The sequence below is a fragment of the Nocardia sp. NPDC052316 genome, from assembly GCF_044547795.1.
In the GTDB taxonomy this organism is placed as follows: domain Bacteria; phylum Actinomycetota; class Actinomycetes; order Mycobacteriales; family Mycobacteriaceae; genus Nocardia.
In genome coordinates this window covers 158,530-173,577 of record NZ_JBIUBB010000001.1, presented here as the reverse complement: position 1 = coordinate 173,577, position 15,048 = coordinate 158,530, and the positions used below count along the sequence as shown (strand labels likewise).

Sequence of the window (15,048 nt, the reverse complement as noted above, 5' to 3'; positions counted from 1 at the left end):
CCGCCGCCGTCTCCCCCTGTGCCACTGCTGCGTTGAATTCGAGTAGCAGAAAGCGTTGCATGATACCGGGTTTCGCAGTGCGCGTGGTGCGGCGACGATCCGTGGCGTTCGGCGGCTATCAAGGGCTCTTACGCGGAAAAGGCTCCACGCGTGTGCTGTTCGAGTCGCTGTGCCAGCCGTTGCAAGTCCTGGGAGCGCCGTCGAGCGAGCTCGGCGACGCGTGGCGCGCAGTGACTCGGCACATTGCCGACGACATCGTCCCACTCGACGTCGTCGTCGAACGGAAACTCCAGCCACCGCAGCAGCTTTCGCCCGGTCTCGGAGAAACGCAGCGACGGATCCTTGCGCAGTTGTTGCAACATCTCCGCGGTGATCACCCGCTGCTCGGCCGGGGCCGGAGTCTGCGTATCGGACCTGTCGGCGGGCGCGGCCGTCGAACGTCGCGCCGGGCGGCGCAGCGGCACCGGGTTCTCGCCACTGTGCAGTCGTTTACGCACATCCTTGGCGGTGGTGACCGAAATGCCTGCTGCTACAGCCACTTTCCGCACCGACACGGTGGGGTCGGCAGTGAACATCTCGGCGGCGCGTTGCCTGCCCTGCGGTCCGGACCGATGCCGCACCCCGTTGCGAGCAATCCGACCGGTCGACTGTGGAACTTCCACAGTCGACCGCCTGCGGATGGCGGAGACGGTCTTGGGCGAGACACCCGCGATGGCGGCGATCGCTCGATCCGACCAGTCCGGGTAAGACAGCAGGATCCGTAGCGCGGCGGCCTTCCGCTCGGCCAGCGACAGCGGCAGGCCGTGCGCCGTATTCAGCTTGACCGCCAGCACGAACGCTTCCTCGGGGCCGCCGTCGAAAAACACTGCGGCGAGGGTCTTTTCGCCGCGCAGCCGAGCGGCGCACAATCGATGCCAGCCGTCGACAACCTGCATCGTCGCGCGGCGTACCACAATGGGCGCGAGCGCGGTGCACGATTCGGCGAGTATGCGGGTGTGATCGGTGTTCTCGCCCGCGGTGCGAGGTGGCGAATCCGACGGCAGTAGGTCGTCGATGGATAGCTCGACAATCTTCGAACAGTACGACGGCGAGCCCGTGAAGTTCGGTGCGGAGAGGGTTCCCGCCCGGGACGAACCGACATTGCCCCCACTGGTCATAGATTCCCCTCCCGGGTTTCACATGCTTCCGATACGCCGCGCAGCCAAGTGCAGTCACGGCCACGGCGCAGGCAATCCGGTATCGAGTCCCACTTCAGGGTACTAGCGGCGCCGCCACCCTGGCTCCCCCGATCGGGGGTACCGCGGCACAGCGCACGCGCAGGTCACCGCCCTCTATCGCGACCCCCTTTCTCATCGCCGCGACCCCGACAACCCCTTCGGCGAGGTCCGCTGGGGACGCCACACCGACTCTGAAAAGCTACCGCATGGAATCACTTCGGGGGTACGGAGTGGCGCATCTGTGACGGCTTGCCCCAAAGGTGTCCGCGTCCGTCCGCCGGGAGTCGGCGGGTGTTCTACCTCTCTGCGCGAGCAGTGTCCGACCCGCCGCAGGCCGGGTGGCTCAGCGGGTTTTGCTCGACAGGCGGGCCAGCACGGCAAGGCCGGTGTCGCGGATCAGGCCGTCGAGGTCGTCGATGAGTTCATGCACCTGGGCGCCCGCGTTGCGGAAGTGCTGTGGGGTGGGTTCGGGGTGGTCGAAGACCTCTTCGAGGTGGTGGAGGCGTAGGCCGACGTCGAAGAGGTGCCGGACCAAACGGGCGTCGAGATCATCGAATTCGAGTGCGTCGAGCGGGAATTCGGCTTCGAGGCGCAGTGACTGTCGAGGTGTCCGTTTCCGGGGCGGCGGACGGATGGGGCCACCGGGGTGCGGCGTAGCGGCCATCGGATTCTCCTGGGTCCGGTCGGGTCGATGCGACCGGCGTACATCCGCGGCACGCTGTTGGACTCACGGAGATACGTACCCACCTTACTCGCACTCAGAGCGGGTGGCTATGAATCGGCAGGTGTTCGACGAGTTCGCCGCTGTGCGTGAGATATTCGGCGACGTCGATGAGCTTGATGTTGGTGTGCTGACTGGCCCGCACCAGCAGGGCGAAGGCTTGGTCGCTGGAGAGCTTGTGGCGTTCCATGAGGATGCCCTTGGCTTGGCCGATCAGGTCGCGGGTGCTCATTGCCCGGGACAGGTGCGCCCGCTGCTGGGCATCGGCCATCGCGACCGCGGCATGGGTGGCGAAGAGTAGCCCGACCTGCTCGGAGTCGTCGGTGAAGGCTTCGGTGCGGTGGGAGTACAGGTTGAGGGCGCTGAGATCGTCGCCGGTGACGTAGAGCTGGAAGGCCAGAATGCTGCCGATGCCGAGCTCGGCGGCGCGGGCGGCGAAGTCCGGCCAGCGTTGCTCCTCCGCCATTTTCGGCAACAACACCGTGTGCTTCTTGTGCAGCACATCCATGCAAGGCCCCTGGTGGCACTCGATCTGCGCCTTGTCCACCTGGGTGACCAGATCGGCGGACACCGCGAGTGTGCGCATGTTGGCCCGCTTTTCGACGACCGACAGCCCCGCGTATTCGGCTCCCGGTACGGTGCGCACCGCGGCGTCGACGATGCATTGCAACGTATCGTCGATGCTGTCCTGCTCCTGGAGGTAGCGGGCCAGATCGCCCAATTGGAGGGCTAGGTCGGCCAGTCGCTGCGATGCAAGCGAATCGGCCGACAGCACGCGCCGGCCTGACCTCCTCTGCCCATACGTCGCTTTGGTTGTCACATCTACTCCGTGGGTCCGGAGAAGCGCCGAGAGAGCCTGTCGTGCACGATCTCGCGCGACAAGCGACTACGTGTGAAAGTTTACGTGCTGCACCTGTCTGCTTCGATGTTATTGCGCTGTTCGAGCGTCGCCGCGGCTGAGTAGTCAGCGAACCGGCTCGTATGCGCTGCACCGCGAGTTGCCGCGGCGAAGGACGAATTGCGCGGAAGTTATTGCTGGCGAATGTGTTTGCTGAACCATTGACGATTTATTTTGGCGCAGAACAGTTCTCGCGTCGTCGTTGTTCGTTTCGCGGAAAGTCGTGATCGATGATTTCTGGTGGCTGACGATCCCTCGCTGCGGCTGGTTGCTCGTCAACAGGCTGATCCCATGGTCCGGCTGCTATGCGATGATCGATCCATGACCGAGCGGTTTCTGGACCGACTCCACCGCCATGACAAACTCGACTGGTGCCGGGCGACCCACCTCGACGGACCACTCGCCGGCCGCTCCGGCTACGCGATCAACAGGCTCGGCTACCGATCCGGTTTCCGGAAAGGCCCCCACGTCGGCACCTATGAGGTCGTCGAGCTCAGCAGCGACGGACAGCCCGCCAAACTCCGCCTCGTTGAACTAAGCCTCCTGCAGGGTTGAGAACCCGTCGCTGCCCGCCTGTCCTTCGTGAATTTTCGGCACCGCGGCATCGGTGGTGTCGGCGGCCGACGTCTCAGCGCCGATCAGATCGTCTCCCAGGCGAATCCGTCGGGATCGGCGAACGGGCCTGCGTTGCTGATGATGGCGACGCGGTGCGAGCCGCTGCCCTCCTCGGGGACGCCCGCGTCCTTGGCGGCCGCGCGGCGGCCGTAGAGGGCGAGCTTGATCGCCGAGGCCGGAGCGTCGAACTCGACGTACTTGCTGCCGAAGCTCTTCGCCACGGTCAGGCCGCGGTCGACGTAGAACTGTTTGGTCGCCTTGACGTTGTCGACGCCGAGCAGCACGACGACATCGTCGACCTCGCGAGTGACGGGGCCGCTGTCCTTCTTCGCGGAGGTCGCGATCTTCCACAGGGCACCGTCCGGCGCCTGAATGACGCCGCCGTAACCCCAGAAGCTCTTCTTGGCCGGTTTCACCGTCGTGGCGCCCGCCTCGAGCGCGGTGCCGATGAGGCTGTCGACGGTGCTGGGCTGCGACACCACGAGTGACAGGATGTAGCCGCGGAAGCCGCTGGTCGGCGCCTCGGTGGCGCGGAAGCGGAGCCGGTCGCCGAGGCCGAACGCGGCGGTGTAGAAAGCCGAGGCGGCGGTGGCGTCGGGCACCTCGAGCAGGACGGAGTCGATGGTGATCTGTTCAGTGGTGGTGTTCATGACAGCAACGCTATGTGCCGGACAGCGACCAGCGCTTCTCGATTCCTGACCGGTGTGCCGAGCGGGTCGCGGGCGTCCTGGATACCCAGTCGCGGTGGCGGTGGAAACCACGCCGAGCCGCCACTAGCGTGGGTTGGCGCGAACGGAGTCCGATAGCTGGGAGTGGGTTTGTCGACATCGACGATCGAGCACACCGAAACGTCGTCCGCGCCGAACGTGCCCCGCAGCATCGCGCCGCCGGTGTGGTGGACGATTGTGCTGGCCGGGGCGGTCGCGGGCGGGTACTACCTGGTACAGGTGCTCGAGCATCGCCAGGTGATGATGCATCTGATCGACCTGAGCGTCTATCAGATCGCCGGAGAGCGGGTGAGCCACGGGATCTCGGTCTACGACAGTCCGCTGCTCGGCAACACCCGTGGTGTCTGGGAATTCGTCTACACACCGTTCGCCGCAGTGCTCTTCGTGCCACTGCGCTGGCTGCACGGTGACCTGTACACCTTCCTCGGCGGCTTCGGCAATTTCGCCATGCTGGCCGCGACGTGCTGGATGGCGCTGTCGATGCTGGGCTATCGGCGGGAGCCGCGGCTGGCGCCGGTGGCGGTGTCCATCGCCGGGTTACTGCTGTGGTGCGAGCCCATCCGCCAGACAATGGCCTTCGGTCAGATCAATATCTTCCTGCTGCTGCTCGTCCTCGCGGATATGGCACTGCCCGACACGTCACGCTGGAAGGGCGTGCTGACCGGCATCGCCGCAGGCATCAAACTGACACCCGCTTTCTTCGTGCTCTACCTGCTGGTCACCCGCCGCTATCGGGCCGCGGCGACGGCGGTGGGCGCCGGTGCCGCGACGCTCGTCCTCGGTTTCGCCGTGCTGTCGAAGGATTCCGTGACGTTCTGGAGCGGCGCCTTCGTCGACCCGGCCCGGGTGGGCGTGCCCGCGAACCTGTCCAACGAATCGCTGCGCGGCATGATCGCTCGCTCGGTCGGTGTCGAGGGCGCACACCAATTGCTGTGGCTGGCCGGTGCGGCGGCAATGGCGGCCAGCTGCCTGTATCTGGCGCGGCGGCTGTCACGGACCGGGCGGGAACTGCCCGCGGTGGTGTGCGTCGGTGTCACCATGACGGCGGTCTCGCCGTTCAGCTGGGTACACCATTGGGTTTGGCTCGCACCACTGTTGATCTGCCTGGGCGATCTGGCGCTGCGCCGCGGCGGCCTGGTCACACCCCTGGTTTTCCTGGCGACGGCCCTCGTCGTCTCCGGCGGTGTCCTCGCCTTCCTCGACCCGACCCTGGTCAGCATCTTCGACTACGCCGCCCGCGCCCATCCGACGGTGCTCTATCGCAACGCCTACCTCTGGCTCACCGTGGCACTGCTCGCGGGCACCGCTCTCGCTCTCCGTCGACGATCGGATGCTCGGGCTCCGGAAGTGGCGGTGCCGCAAGGACATCCTTGATTCGACCGAGCACCTGCCTGTCGTCGCATCCGTAGCCGCCGGTGTGGCCGGGCCGAGGTCGAGCAGCGGACCATATCCATCGTTCGGACCGGTCGACTCGTCGAAGTTGATAACTTGCCCGCAGGAGAGAGGGGCGACCGGTGGCGGATGCAGACCAGCAGAGGTTCGCGCACCAGGAACAGGCAGCACTGGACCGACTGTTCGCGCAGAGCGGCGACCCGGGCGCGGTCAACTCGTACGGTCCGCACCCGGATCAGGTCACGGAGGTGTTCGGTGAACCCGGACCCACCGTGGTATTCGTGCACGGCGGCTACTTCCGGCCGTCCATCGATCGAACGCACGCTCGCCCGGCCGCCCGCGCCTTGGCCGCGGCTGGTGCGCGGGTTGTGCTGATGGAGTATCGGCGGACACCGGGCGACCCCATGACCGCGATCGCGGACCTGGACCTGCTCGAATCGCGCTTGACCGATCCTGCGCTGTGGATCGGTCACTCCGCAGGCGGGATGCTGGCGCTGACCCGGGCTTACGTGCGCCGAGCCGCCGTTCTCGCCCTGGCGCCGGTCGCGGATCTCGCGCGCGCCTCCCGACTGAACCTGGGAAACGGCGCGGTCACGGCATGGATGGGTGGCACTCCCGAACAGCAGCCGCGCCGATACGCGGACCTGGATCCCCAAGTGCGGCTGCCGTCCGAGCCGCCCGGCGTGCTCCTGGTGCACGGCAGTGACGATCAGACCGTGCCCGTCGCGTTGAGTCAGGACAGCCCCGCCGAATCGGTGGTGCTGCCGCACACCCACCACTTCGATCTCATCGACCCCGAGTCCGACGCATGGCCCGAGCTATCGCAATTGGTGTGCTCGGCCTTGTCTCGGCTACCCCACGTGCGCTGACGTGTCGCGGTCGGCGCCCGCCTGGTCAGTGGAGAACTTCGGCGTACCTCGGACCGGCGCAAAGACCGGCCCGTCGGCGCGGTGAAATACGGTGTCTCTACGACGGCTAACGACAACGACGCAGGGAGACACATGCCGAGTCGGCAACCAACCACCTCGTTGACCAGCGCGGAGGCCCTGGATCAGCTGGAAACGCGTTACCAGCAGTCCGTCGCCGCATTGCGTGACGCGATACGGGTCTTCGTCGAGAACGGCACGGTGCCCGACGACGCCGCCCGGGCCGACGGATTGTTCGTCTATCCCGAACTGCGCATCAGCTGGGACGGCGACGCGCCGACGAAGAACCGCTCGCGCGCCTGGGGACGCTTCACCAGGCCGGGCAGCTACGCCACCACGGTCACCCGCCCCGATCTGTTGCGCCATTATCTGACCGAACAACTGCAGATGATCGAGGGCGACTACGACGTGCGCATCGAGGTCTCCCCGTCCCGGCAGGAGATTCCGTTCCCATACGTCATCGATCGCACCGAAACCGCGCTGGACAGCTCGATGGCCGCGGTGATGGCACGATACTTTCCCACCACCGACCTGGCCAGCATCGGTGACGAAACCGCCGACGGCATCTTCAATGCCATCGACACGCTGCCGCTCAGCCATTTCGACGCGCTGCGCACCGATTTCTCGCTGGCGCGCCTGCAGCATTACACCGGAACGCCGGTGGAGCATTTCCAGCCGTTCGTGCTGTTCACCAACTACACCCGGTATGTCGATGAGTTCGTGCGCTGGGCGTGCGCGCAGATCGCCGACCCGGACAGTCCGTACGACAGCCTCTCGTGCGCGGGCGGCACGGTGATCGATGCCGAAACCGTCGGCACGGCAATAACTTCCGACGTCGCGTGGAAGAAGCACCAGATGCCTGCCTGGCATCTGCGCTCGGCCGACCGGCGTGGCATCACCCTGGTGAACATCGGCGTCGGGCCGTCGAACGCGAAGACCATCTGCGATCACCTCGCGGTGCTGCGCCCGCATGCCTGGTTGATGATCGGCCACTGTGGCGGCCTGCGGGAGAGCCAGGCGATCGGCGACTACGTGCTGGCGCATGCGTACCTGCGCGACGATCACGTACTGGATTCGGTACTGCCGCCCGACATTCCGATCCCCAGCATCGCCGAGGTGCAGCGGGCGCTGTACGACGCCACCAAGATCGTGAGCAACATGCCTGGTGAAGCGGTGAAGGAGCGGTTGCGCACCGGCACCGTCGTCACCACCGACGATCGGAATTGGGAGCTGCGGTACTCCGCGTCGGCGCTGCGGTTCAATCTCAGCCGCGCGGTCGCCATCGATATGGAGAGCGCCACGATCGCGGCGCAGGGTTATCGATTCCGGGTGCCCTACGGGACGCTGCTGTGTGTGTCGGATAAGCCGCTGCACGGCGAGATCAAATTGCCGGGGCAGGCGAACCGCTTCTATGAAGGCGCTATTTCCGAGCACTTGCAGATCGGTATCCGCGCGGTGGAATTGCTGCGCGCCGAGGGCGATCGGCTGCATTCGCGCAAGTTGCGCACGTTCAACGAACCACCCTTCCGGTAGCCGCGCGGCTCGACCACTCAGCGTTCCTGAGTGGTCGAGCCATGCCAGGGGCGGGTCGTTCGCGTGGTGGTGTGGCACGTGAGAGGCGGGTGTGGTCGACCTTGCTCACTGCCCAGGCGGGGTGTGTGGTCGGTCGGTTGTGATCCGATGTGATCGGGGCGTGATCGGTCCGTGATCGCCTGTGTCGCTGTTAATCAGCCCTCAACTCGATTTTAGAATTCGACTTAGAACTCGTGGGTTGCTGTGCCGAGTTCTACCCTCGAATGCGGGATCAACAATCCGGTGGCACCGGCGAGCAAGGCCACCCGACCAACGTTGCTCGGTGGTCCCGACAGGTAGCTCGAACTCGGCAGCACCGAGCCTGTGCCGTTGGGGGACAGGCGATCCGACACGCGATCGACCACTGGCGAAAGAAGCGTCTCATGGGTAAGCACAGCGCACCTAGCAAAAATCAAATGCCGGCCCGATTGGCAATTTTGTCGACGGCAACGTTGATCGGCTTGGGCATCTCGGCCAATAGCGGTGCGGGACAGGCTGTCGCGGAATCGACGACGACCGCCACCGTCAACCCGAGCGATCAGGTGACCAAGGTTCCGGCGAAGCGGGTCATGGCGGCGAGCGGCCGGCAGGTCAGCAAGCAGACCAGCCAGCACAGCCACACCGTCCGCGCCGCGAAGCCGCCGAAGAAGAAGCAGCCCGGCGCGGGTAAGCCGAAGGCCAAGCCGGCACCCTCGCAGGATCCGTTGGCGTTGCTGAACAGCGGCAGTGCCGCGCTCGGCGGGCTGGCGAAGAGCCTGGAGACGGGCAGTGCCGCCATCACGCCGCTGGCGAAGGCGCTCAGCACCGGCAGCTCGGCAGTCACCGGCAGCGCGGCGAGCGGCAGCAAGGCCGCGGGTGGGCTGGCTCCGCTGCTCGGCCTGCTCACCGGCAGCGCCTGATCCCGAGCGCCACGCGGCGGCCAACCAGCAACCAGAAGGCATTTCATGGGTAAGCACAGTGCACCGCGAAGAATTTCCCCTTTTTCGCCGGCAACAATGCTCACATTGTCCACCGCTTTCGGAGTATCAGCTTTCGCTGTGACTATTGCTGGCGCTCCTTCGGCCTCGGCGGGCCCCGATGCGCCCGCCGAAGAGGTGATCAGCCTGACCAACGCTGCACGCACCAAAGCCGGCTGCGATGCTTTGAAGTCCGACAAGCACCTCACCGAAGCCGCGCAGGCCCACACCAAAGACATGGCGGCCAGCGGAAACCTGGACCACAACTCGTCGAAGGGCGACCCGGGTGACCGGATCACCGCGGCGGGCTACAAGGCGCAGACCTGGGCAGAGAACATCGCCGAGGGGCAGACGAGTGCGTCCGAGGTCGTCGATGCCTGGATGAACAGCGAGGGGCACCGCGCGAACATCCTGAACTGTGGGTTGACCGACATCGGGGTCGGCTACGCCAAGAGCGGAGACGGAACCCCTTACTGGACACAGGATTTCGGTGCGTCCAGTGAGTCCGACAAGGACAAGGACAAGGACAAGGACAAGGACAAGGAGAAGGAGAAAGACAAGGGTAAGGAGAAAGACAAGGAGAAGCCGTCCGGTGGCGACAAGGACAAGCCCTCCGATGGGGGCGGGAAGGACAAGCCGTCCGACGGTGGTGGCAAAGATAAGCCGTCCGACGGAGGCGACAAGCCGTCCGATGGTGGCGGTGCGGACAAGCCCTCCGACGGCGGTGGCGAGGACAAGCCGTCCGACGGTGCAGGCAAGCCGTCCGACGGTGCAGGCAAGCCGTCCGACGGCGGAGACGACACCGCCGAGGAACCTTCGGAGGAGGTCCCCTCGGAAGGCGAGGGCGACTCGTCGGAGGATCCCTGGGGCGATGGTTCGGACGAATCTTCTGATGGTGAGGGTGATTCGTCCGAGGACAGCTCCGAGGTCCCCTCGGAAGGTGACGATGAATCGTCCGAGGACCCCTGGTCCGATGGTTCGGACGAATCTTCCGACGACGCGGGCGATTCGGCCGAGGATCCCTGGGGCGACGGTTCGGACGAATCTTCGGATAACGGAGGTGATTCGTCCGAAGATTCCTGGGGCGACGACTCGTCCGACGACGGGGGAGATTCGTCCGAGGACTCCTGGGCTGAGGATTCGGACGAATCCGCCTACGGCGCAGGGGATTCCCCCGAGGATTCCTGGAGCGACATCTTCTCCGACGACGCGGGCGACGAATCCGGCGACGCAGCTTCCGACGGCTTCGACTGGTTCTCGAACGACGGCGGCGACTCGTCCTTCGACCCGTGGAGCAACGGATTCGACGCACCGACCGGTGACGGCCTCGGCGATCTCACCGGCGGCGGCGACGCCTTCGGCGGCCTCGCCGACCTGCTCGACGGACTCGGCGGCGCCGGCGACGCGTTCGGCGGACTCGGCGGTGCGGCAGACGCTTTGGGCGGACTCGGCGGTGCCGCAGACGCTTTGGGCGGACTCGCCGGTGCGGGCGAAGGCCTCGGGGCACTGGCCGGTGGCTGGTAGCTAGTACCCCGACTCGATCGCCGAACAGGGTTCCTTCCACCCTGTTCGGCGATCAACGTTTGTCAGCCGAGTTCGGCGAGCTGGGGGACCGCGGGTGCCATGCCGTCGATCCAGGCGGCGGGTGAGCCGGTGGTGGGGGTGACGATGACGGTGTGCGCGCCGAGGGCGGCGTAGTCGGCCATTGCGCGAACGAACTCGTCGCGGGTGTCGGGGCTGGGTCGCGGGTTGTTGGCCAGGAGGGTGATGCGGATCTGGTCGTAGTCCCGGCCGACGTCGTCGCAGTGGCGGCGCAGTACGTCGAGCTTGTGCGCGACGTCCGCGGGGGTGGAGGCGAAGAGGTTGCAGGCGTCGCCGTACTCGGCGACCAGGCGGAGGGTCTTGCGTTCGCCGCCGCCGCCGATGAGCACCTTGGGCCGGTTGATCGGCTGGGGCGAGCAGAGCGTCTCGGCCAGTTGATAGTGCTTGCCGTCGAAGGGCCCGTTGTTCGCGGGATCCCACATCTGCCGGCAGATGCGCAGCGTCTCCTCCAGTCGCTCGAACCGCTCGGCGACCGGCGGGTACGGCACGCCGAGTCCGTGGTGTTCGCGCTCGAACCAGGCGGCGCCGATGCCGAGCGCGGCCCGGCCACCGGAGAGCACATCGAGCGTGGTGACGATCTTGGCGAGCAGGCCGGGGTGCCGATAGGTCACGCCGGTGACCAGCAGGCCGAGTTCGATGCGCGAGGTGTGCGCGGCCAGGTAGCCGAGCGTGGTGTAGCCCTCGAGCATGTTCGACTCGGCGGGCCGCCCGGTCGGCTCGATCTGAAAGTAGTGGTCCATGAAGGACAGCCAGGTCGCACCGGACGCCTCCGCCGCGGCGCCGACCCTGGCGAGTTCGCCGGCGATCGCCGTGGTGCCCCCGTCGATGTCGAATATCGGAAGATGAAAACCGAGCTCCATGGCACGATCCCCTCGTAAGTCGGCAACTCAGATCCCTCACGCTACGACTTGGAGTGCACTCCAAGTCAAGTGCGCCGGACGCCCACCGCAGCGCCCGTATGCCACGGTTCGGTGGTCGGCGAATGTACGTTCGTAGATGTTCCTGCCCCTGGGAGCCGGTCGACGAGGAAGTAGGTGCGATGCACTGGGACCAGATGACCGCCACGCCCGACGAGCTGCACGAGCACGCCACGCGGGTGCGCCGCGCCGTCGGACAGCTCGGCGTGCTCGAATCGATCATCACCGCGGCGGACGGCCCGTGGCTCGGCGCGATGGACGCCGACGGGCGCGGCGCCGCTGAGCTGAAGATGCATCTGGCCGGGCGTTATCGGCTCACCGCCGTGGTGACGAGCGCCGGAAAGCTCAGCCTGGTGCAGATGATCGCGCCGGTGGCGGGGCAGGCCGGCGAGCGGGTGCTCTCGTCGAAGCCCTCGATCCGGCGCGGGTGGGACGCCACCGAGGAGATGCCCAAACAGCCCGACTGGCTCGACTACGTGGTGGCGTGGGTTCGCGCCGCGAGCGAGGATGTGGACCGCCGTGCCGTCATCGAATGGCGGCTGACCGGAGCGGATCAGAAGCTGGCCGCGATGAACGACACCATCGACAGCATGCGCGCCAGCCTGATGGAACGGGAACAGTTGCGCGACGAACTCGCGGCCGAGGTGGTTGACCTGCGGACCGAACTCGACGCGCTCGGCGCGCGGGAGTAGGCGGACGCGCCGTGCGATATGCCCGGCGCGTCCGGTCGACAACTACTGGGACAGTTGCTTGATCAGCCGATAGAGGAACTCGCGGCTGGCCTCGAGTCCGGCGATCGGCGCTCGTTCGTTCACGCCGTGGATTCGACCGGCGTCGGCGGGCACCATGAACAGTCCGCTGATCCCGTACATCGGAATCCCTTTGCTGCGAGCGTATTTGCTGTCGGTGGCTCCGGTGGACATGAAGGAGCTCACGGCGGCGGTGGGGAACATTTCTTTCGTCAGCGACGTGATGGCGGTCATGACCTCACCGTTGGTCGGCGAGATACCGCCCGCCGGATCCACTGTGGGGGTGATGGTCAGCTTGGGTTCGGCCAGTGCCGCCCGGAACTGCTTGTCGATGTCGTCGGGATTGTCCTGGGGCAGGATTCGGCAGTTGACGGTGGCCTTGGCCGTTTGCGGCAACGCGTTCTCGGCTTCGCCGGCCGCCAGCATGGTGGCCACGCAGGTGGTGCGCAGCTGGGCGTTGTAGTCGGGTGTTGCCGAGAGCCGGTCCAGGGCCTCCGGGCTGGGATTGCCCGCGGCGACCGCACGCATGTCCTCGGCTTCCTGCCCGCTGCGCTGGGCGGCGAGCGCACGGAAGTTGTCCCGGGTCGGGTCACTGATCGAGGCCGGGAACCGGTACGCGGCAAGACGATTCAACGCGGACATGAGGGTGTAGATGGCGTTCTCGGGTGTCGGCACCGAACTGTGCCCGCCGGGTGCCTTGGCCTCCACCTGATAAGTGGCGTAGGTCTTCTCGGCCACCTGCACGCCTTGCAGTGCGGGCTTTCCGTCGACGAGCAGTGCCCGGCCGCCCTCGTTGAGGCCGTACTCGGCGCTCATCAGGTCGGCTTTGTTCTCCATCAACCATTTTGCGCCGTTGTCTTTTCCGGCCTCTTCGTCGGCGGTCAAGGCGAGCACGATGTCGCGGTTGGGCTTGAATCCTTCGCGCTTCAGCTGGATCAGGTCGGAGACGAGGGCGGACACCATCGCCTTGTCATCGATCGATCCTCGGGCGGCGTAGAAGCCGTCCACCTCGGTCAGCTTGGCCGGATCGGTGGTCCAGCCGTCTTCCCGTTTGGCCTCGACGACATCGAGATGTCCCAAGAGCAGCAACGGTTTACGCTGCCCCGATCCGGTGAATCGGAGTACCAGGTTGCCCTTGCGCTGCACCGGTTCGAAGATCTGGATATCGGATTCGGCGAAGCCGGCGTCGAGCAGCCGTTGCTTGACCGCGTTCGCGGCCACCGTCGTACTGCCGGTCGAGTGTGTGGTATCGGTTTCCACCAATTGCTTGTAGATGTCGTGGAAGAGTTTCGTATTGTCTTGCGTCGTAACGCTCGACGTGCCTGCCGGAGAGTTCGAATCGCTCTTCGGCGTATCGGAGTTACAGGCTGTTGCGGTGAGGGCCGCGATAAGTCCCAATGCGGCCACCGAAATGAGGGGATTGCGGCGACTGATATTAGACACGCTAAGAATTTAGCACGAAGTGGTGTTGTGTGTGCCCGGAACGAGTAGGCGGGTTTCGCGAGTTCGGTTGTGCGCCGGATGGTCCGGCGAAGCGGCTGGTGACGGCCCTGGGCATGGCTCGTTTCGATGGCCGCCGAGCTGCAGAGTTCGCGCGAACTATCCGCGTGGTTGCTTGACTGCCGGGCGAATTCAGCCCACAGTGATCTCGCTCCCGCGACTAATTCGGTCGCATTCCCTTTTCTCTGGAGACGAGAGGTGAGAGTTGCGATCCGAACGACTCGGCGGCGGATGGCCGGCAAAAATAACTCATACACTGGGCGCGGTCTTTCTCGCGGCAGCTGTGCTGGCTGGTTTCGCGATCGGTGCGGCACCGATCGCCATGGCGGAGGACGGTTTTGCGCCGGGTGAGGTGCCGTTGAGTCGGTATGCCGAACCGGGCCCGCATGAGATCGCGCAAACCACCGCGACGCACAGTTGCGCCACCTCGCCGTACGGTTCGATCATCGACAACACCTGGCGCTTTTGGGGCAATCAGTCCGAACTGCAGTGCACCAATATATTTCCGTCGGGAACGGATTCGCCGATCGGTGTCACCTTCTATTACCCGCAGGACATCGCGAACATGGACCGGCTGCCGGTGCTCGTCTACTCGCCGGGCACCGGTCAGGAACCCGGCTATTACGATGCGAGCGCCCGTTTCTGGGCGAGCTATGGATACGTGATCGTGATTCCGTACGATCTGCTGAATTCGACCCCGGAAATGGGTCTCGGTGGCGTGCAGGCGGCGTCGGATGCGAACAAGGACCCGCGCAGCCCGATGTTCGGCAAAGTAGATCTGAGTCGCGTCATATTCGCCGGACACTCCGGCGGCGGGGGCGCAACCCAACTCAATGCGAGTCTGCCACCCGACGTGTACCGAATGATTGATCCGGACGTGCGGATCATCGGCGCGGTGCCCACCGAACCAAGTGCGCTCGCGCTCGGCATCCTGCTCACGGTGCCGACGCTGTATCTCACCGGCTGCAACGACGCGCTCGTGTGGCACTGGTACTACCCGATGTGGACCCAATACCACACTGCCATAACGGTTCCCGCCTACCTCGCCTGCGTCAGGGGCGGCACACACATCACGCCGATGGACGATCCGGCACACAATCCCTTCGCCCCGCTTGCCCTGGCGTGGATGCAGTATCTCGCCAAAGGTGACCAGGACGCGGCCCGTTACTTCGTCGGCGCCGACTGGTCGCTGCCCGGTGACCCGGGCGTGGAATACGTCATGCGCAATGCCTTGGCCGAGCGGCTCCCCGGATAA

Annotated in this window: 14 protein-coding genes; 8 read left to right on the top strand and 6 right to left on the bottom strand. The window is 65.7% G+C overall.

What is annotated here, in order from left to right:
* Positions 1-128: 128 nt before the first annotated feature.
* The 3 genes from ACIHA7_RS00755 to ACIHA7_RS00745 form a co-directional block, all read right to left on the bottom strand.
* Positions 129-1,157: a ParB/RepB/Spo0J family partition protein gene (locus tag ACIHA7_RS00755; protein WP_397284142.1), complete on the bottom strand. Its 1,029-nt coding sequence runs from the start codon at positions 1,155-1,157 to the stop codon at positions 129-131.
* Positions 1,158-1,560: 403 nt separating this feature from the next.
* Entirely contained in the window at positions 1,561-1,881 is a 321-nt protein-coding gene (locus ACIHA7_RS00750) for a hypothetical protein (RefSeq protein WP_397284140.1), read from the bottom strand.
* A gap of 94 nt (positions 1,882-1,975) precedes the next feature.
* On the bottom strand, positions 1,976-2,713 hold the full coding sequence (locus ACIHA7_RS00745; protein WP_397284138.1) for an ANTAR domain-containing protein: 738 nt from the start codon (positions 2,711-2,713) through the stop codon (positions 1,976-1,978).
* 363 nt (positions 2,714-3,076) lie between these two features.
* Between ACIHA7_RS00745 and ACIHA7_RS00740 the strand changes: the two genes are divergently transcribed.
* Positions 3,077-3,391, top strand: coding sequence for a hypothetical protein (locus ACIHA7_RS00740; RefSeq protein WP_397284136.1), 315 nt, complete (start codon positions 3,077-3,079; stop codon positions 3,389-3,391).
* Between the two features lie 83 nt (positions 3,392-3,474).
* Here ACIHA7_RS00740 and ACIHA7_RS00735 read toward each other — a convergent pair whose 3' ends face one another.
* A complete protein-coding gene (locus ACIHA7_RS00735; RefSeq protein ID WP_397284134.1) occupies positions 3,475-4,101 on the bottom strand; it encodes a glyoxalase in 627 nt (208 codons plus the stop codon).
* Between the two features lie 168 nt (positions 4,102-4,269).
* Here ACIHA7_RS00735 and ACIHA7_RS00730 point away from each other — a divergent pair, with 168 nt between their 5' ends.
* The 5 genes from ACIHA7_RS00730 to ACIHA7_RS00710 all read left to right on the top strand — a co-directional run bounded on the left by ACIHA7_RS00730 (position 4,270) and on the right by ACIHA7_RS00710 (position 10,549).
* Complete coding sequence (locus ACIHA7_RS00730) at positions 4,270-5,553, top strand: glycosyltransferase 87 family protein (RefSeq protein ID WP_397284132.1); 1,284 nt, start codon at positions 4,270-4,272, stop codon at positions 5,551-5,553.
* A 140-nt stretch (positions 5,554-5,693) separates the two neighbouring features.
* Positions 5,694-6,440 (top strand): alpha/beta hydrolase, encoded by a 747-nt coding sequence (locus tag ACIHA7_RS00725; protein WP_397284130.1) that lies wholly within the window; start codon positions 5,694-5,696, stop codon positions 6,438-6,440.
* A gap of 132 nt (positions 6,441-6,572) precedes the next feature.
* Positions 6,573-8,030, top strand: coding sequence for an AMP nucleosidase (locus ACIHA7_RS00720; protein ID WP_397284128.1), 1,458 nt, complete (start codon positions 6,573-6,575; stop codon positions 8,028-8,030).
* Between the two features lie 455 nt (positions 8,031-8,485).
* Positions 8,486-8,968, top strand: a complete 483-nt coding sequence (locus ACIHA7_RS00715) for a hypothetical protein (protein ID WP_397284126.1) — start codon at positions 8,486-8,488, stop codon at positions 8,966-8,968.
* Between the two features lie 138 nt (positions 8,969-9,106).
* A complete protein-coding gene (locus tag ACIHA7_RS00710) occupies positions 9,107-10,549 on the top strand; it encodes a CAP domain-containing protein (protein WP_397284124.1) in 1,443 nt (480 codons plus the stop codon).
* A 62-nt stretch (positions 10,550-10,611) separates the two neighbouring features.
* Here the strand turns inward: ACIHA7_RS00710 and ACIHA7_RS00705 are convergent, their stop codons facing one another.
* Complete coding sequence (locus ACIHA7_RS00705) at positions 10,612-11,487, bottom strand: LLM class F420-dependent oxidoreductase (RefSeq protein WP_397284122.1); 876 nt, start codon at positions 11,485-11,487, stop codon at positions 10,612-10,614.
* Positions 11,488-11,666: 179 nt separating this feature from the next.
* Between ACIHA7_RS00705 and ACIHA7_RS00700 the strand changes: the two genes are divergently transcribed.
* Positions 11,667-12,236, top strand: coding sequence for a hypothetical protein (locus ACIHA7_RS00700; RefSeq protein WP_397284120.1), 570 nt, complete (start codon positions 11,667-11,669; stop codon positions 12,234-12,236).
* A 42-nt stretch (positions 12,237-12,278) separates the two neighbouring features.
* On the opposite strand, the gene ACIHA7_RS00695 is transcribed toward ACIHA7_RS00700, so the two are convergent.
* The gene (locus ACIHA7_RS00695; protein WP_397284118.1) at positions 12,279-13,736 is read right to left on the bottom strand and encodes a M20/M25/M40 family metallo-hydrolase; all 1,458 of its coding nucleotides are present in this window, start codon (positions 13,734-13,736) and stop codon (positions 12,279-12,281) included.
* Between the two features lie 340 nt (positions 13,737-14,076).
* Here ACIHA7_RS00695 and ACIHA7_RS00690 point away from each other — a divergent pair, with 340 nt between their 5' ends.
* Positions 14,077-15,048 carry an alpha/beta hydrolase gene (locus ACIHA7_RS00690; RefSeq protein ID WP_397284116.1) on the top strand — a complete coding sequence of 324 codons (972 nt, stop codon included), beginning with the start codon at positions 14,077-14,079 and terminating at the stop codon, positions 15,046-15,048.

What these genes read in the sequence shown, in the direction of transcription:
- ACIHA7_RS00720 (WP_397284128.1), top strand. Translation starts at nt 6,573, where the DNA reads ATGCCGAGTCGGCAACCAACCACCTCGTTGACCAGCGCGGAGGCCCTG.
- ACIHA7_RS00700 (WP_397284120.1), top strand. Translation starts at nt 11,667, where the DNA reads ATGCACTGGGACCAGATGACCGCCACGCCCGACGAGCTGCACGAGCAC.
- ACIHA7_RS00715 (WP_397284126.1), top strand. Translation starts at nt 8,486, where the DNA reads ATGCCGGCCCGATTGGCAATTTTGTCGACGGCAACGTTGATCGGCTTG.
- ACIHA7_RS00755 (WP_397284142.1), bottom strand. Translation starts at nt 1,157, where the DNA reads ATGACCAGTGGGGGCAATGTCGGTTCGTCCCGGGCGGGAACCCTCTCC.
- ACIHA7_RS00750 (WP_397284140.1), bottom strand. Translation starts at nt 1,881, where the DNA reads ATGGCCGCTACGCCGCACCCCGGTGGCCCCATCCGTCCGCCGCCCCGG.
- ACIHA7_RS00705 (WP_397284122.1), bottom strand. Translation starts at nt 11,487, where the DNA reads ATGGAGCTCGGTTTTCATCTTCCGATATTCGACATCGACGGGGGCACC.
- ACIHA7_RS00735 (WP_397284134.1), bottom strand. Translation starts at nt 4,101, where the DNA reads ATGAACACCACCACTGAACAGATCACCATCGACTCCGTCCTGCTCGAG.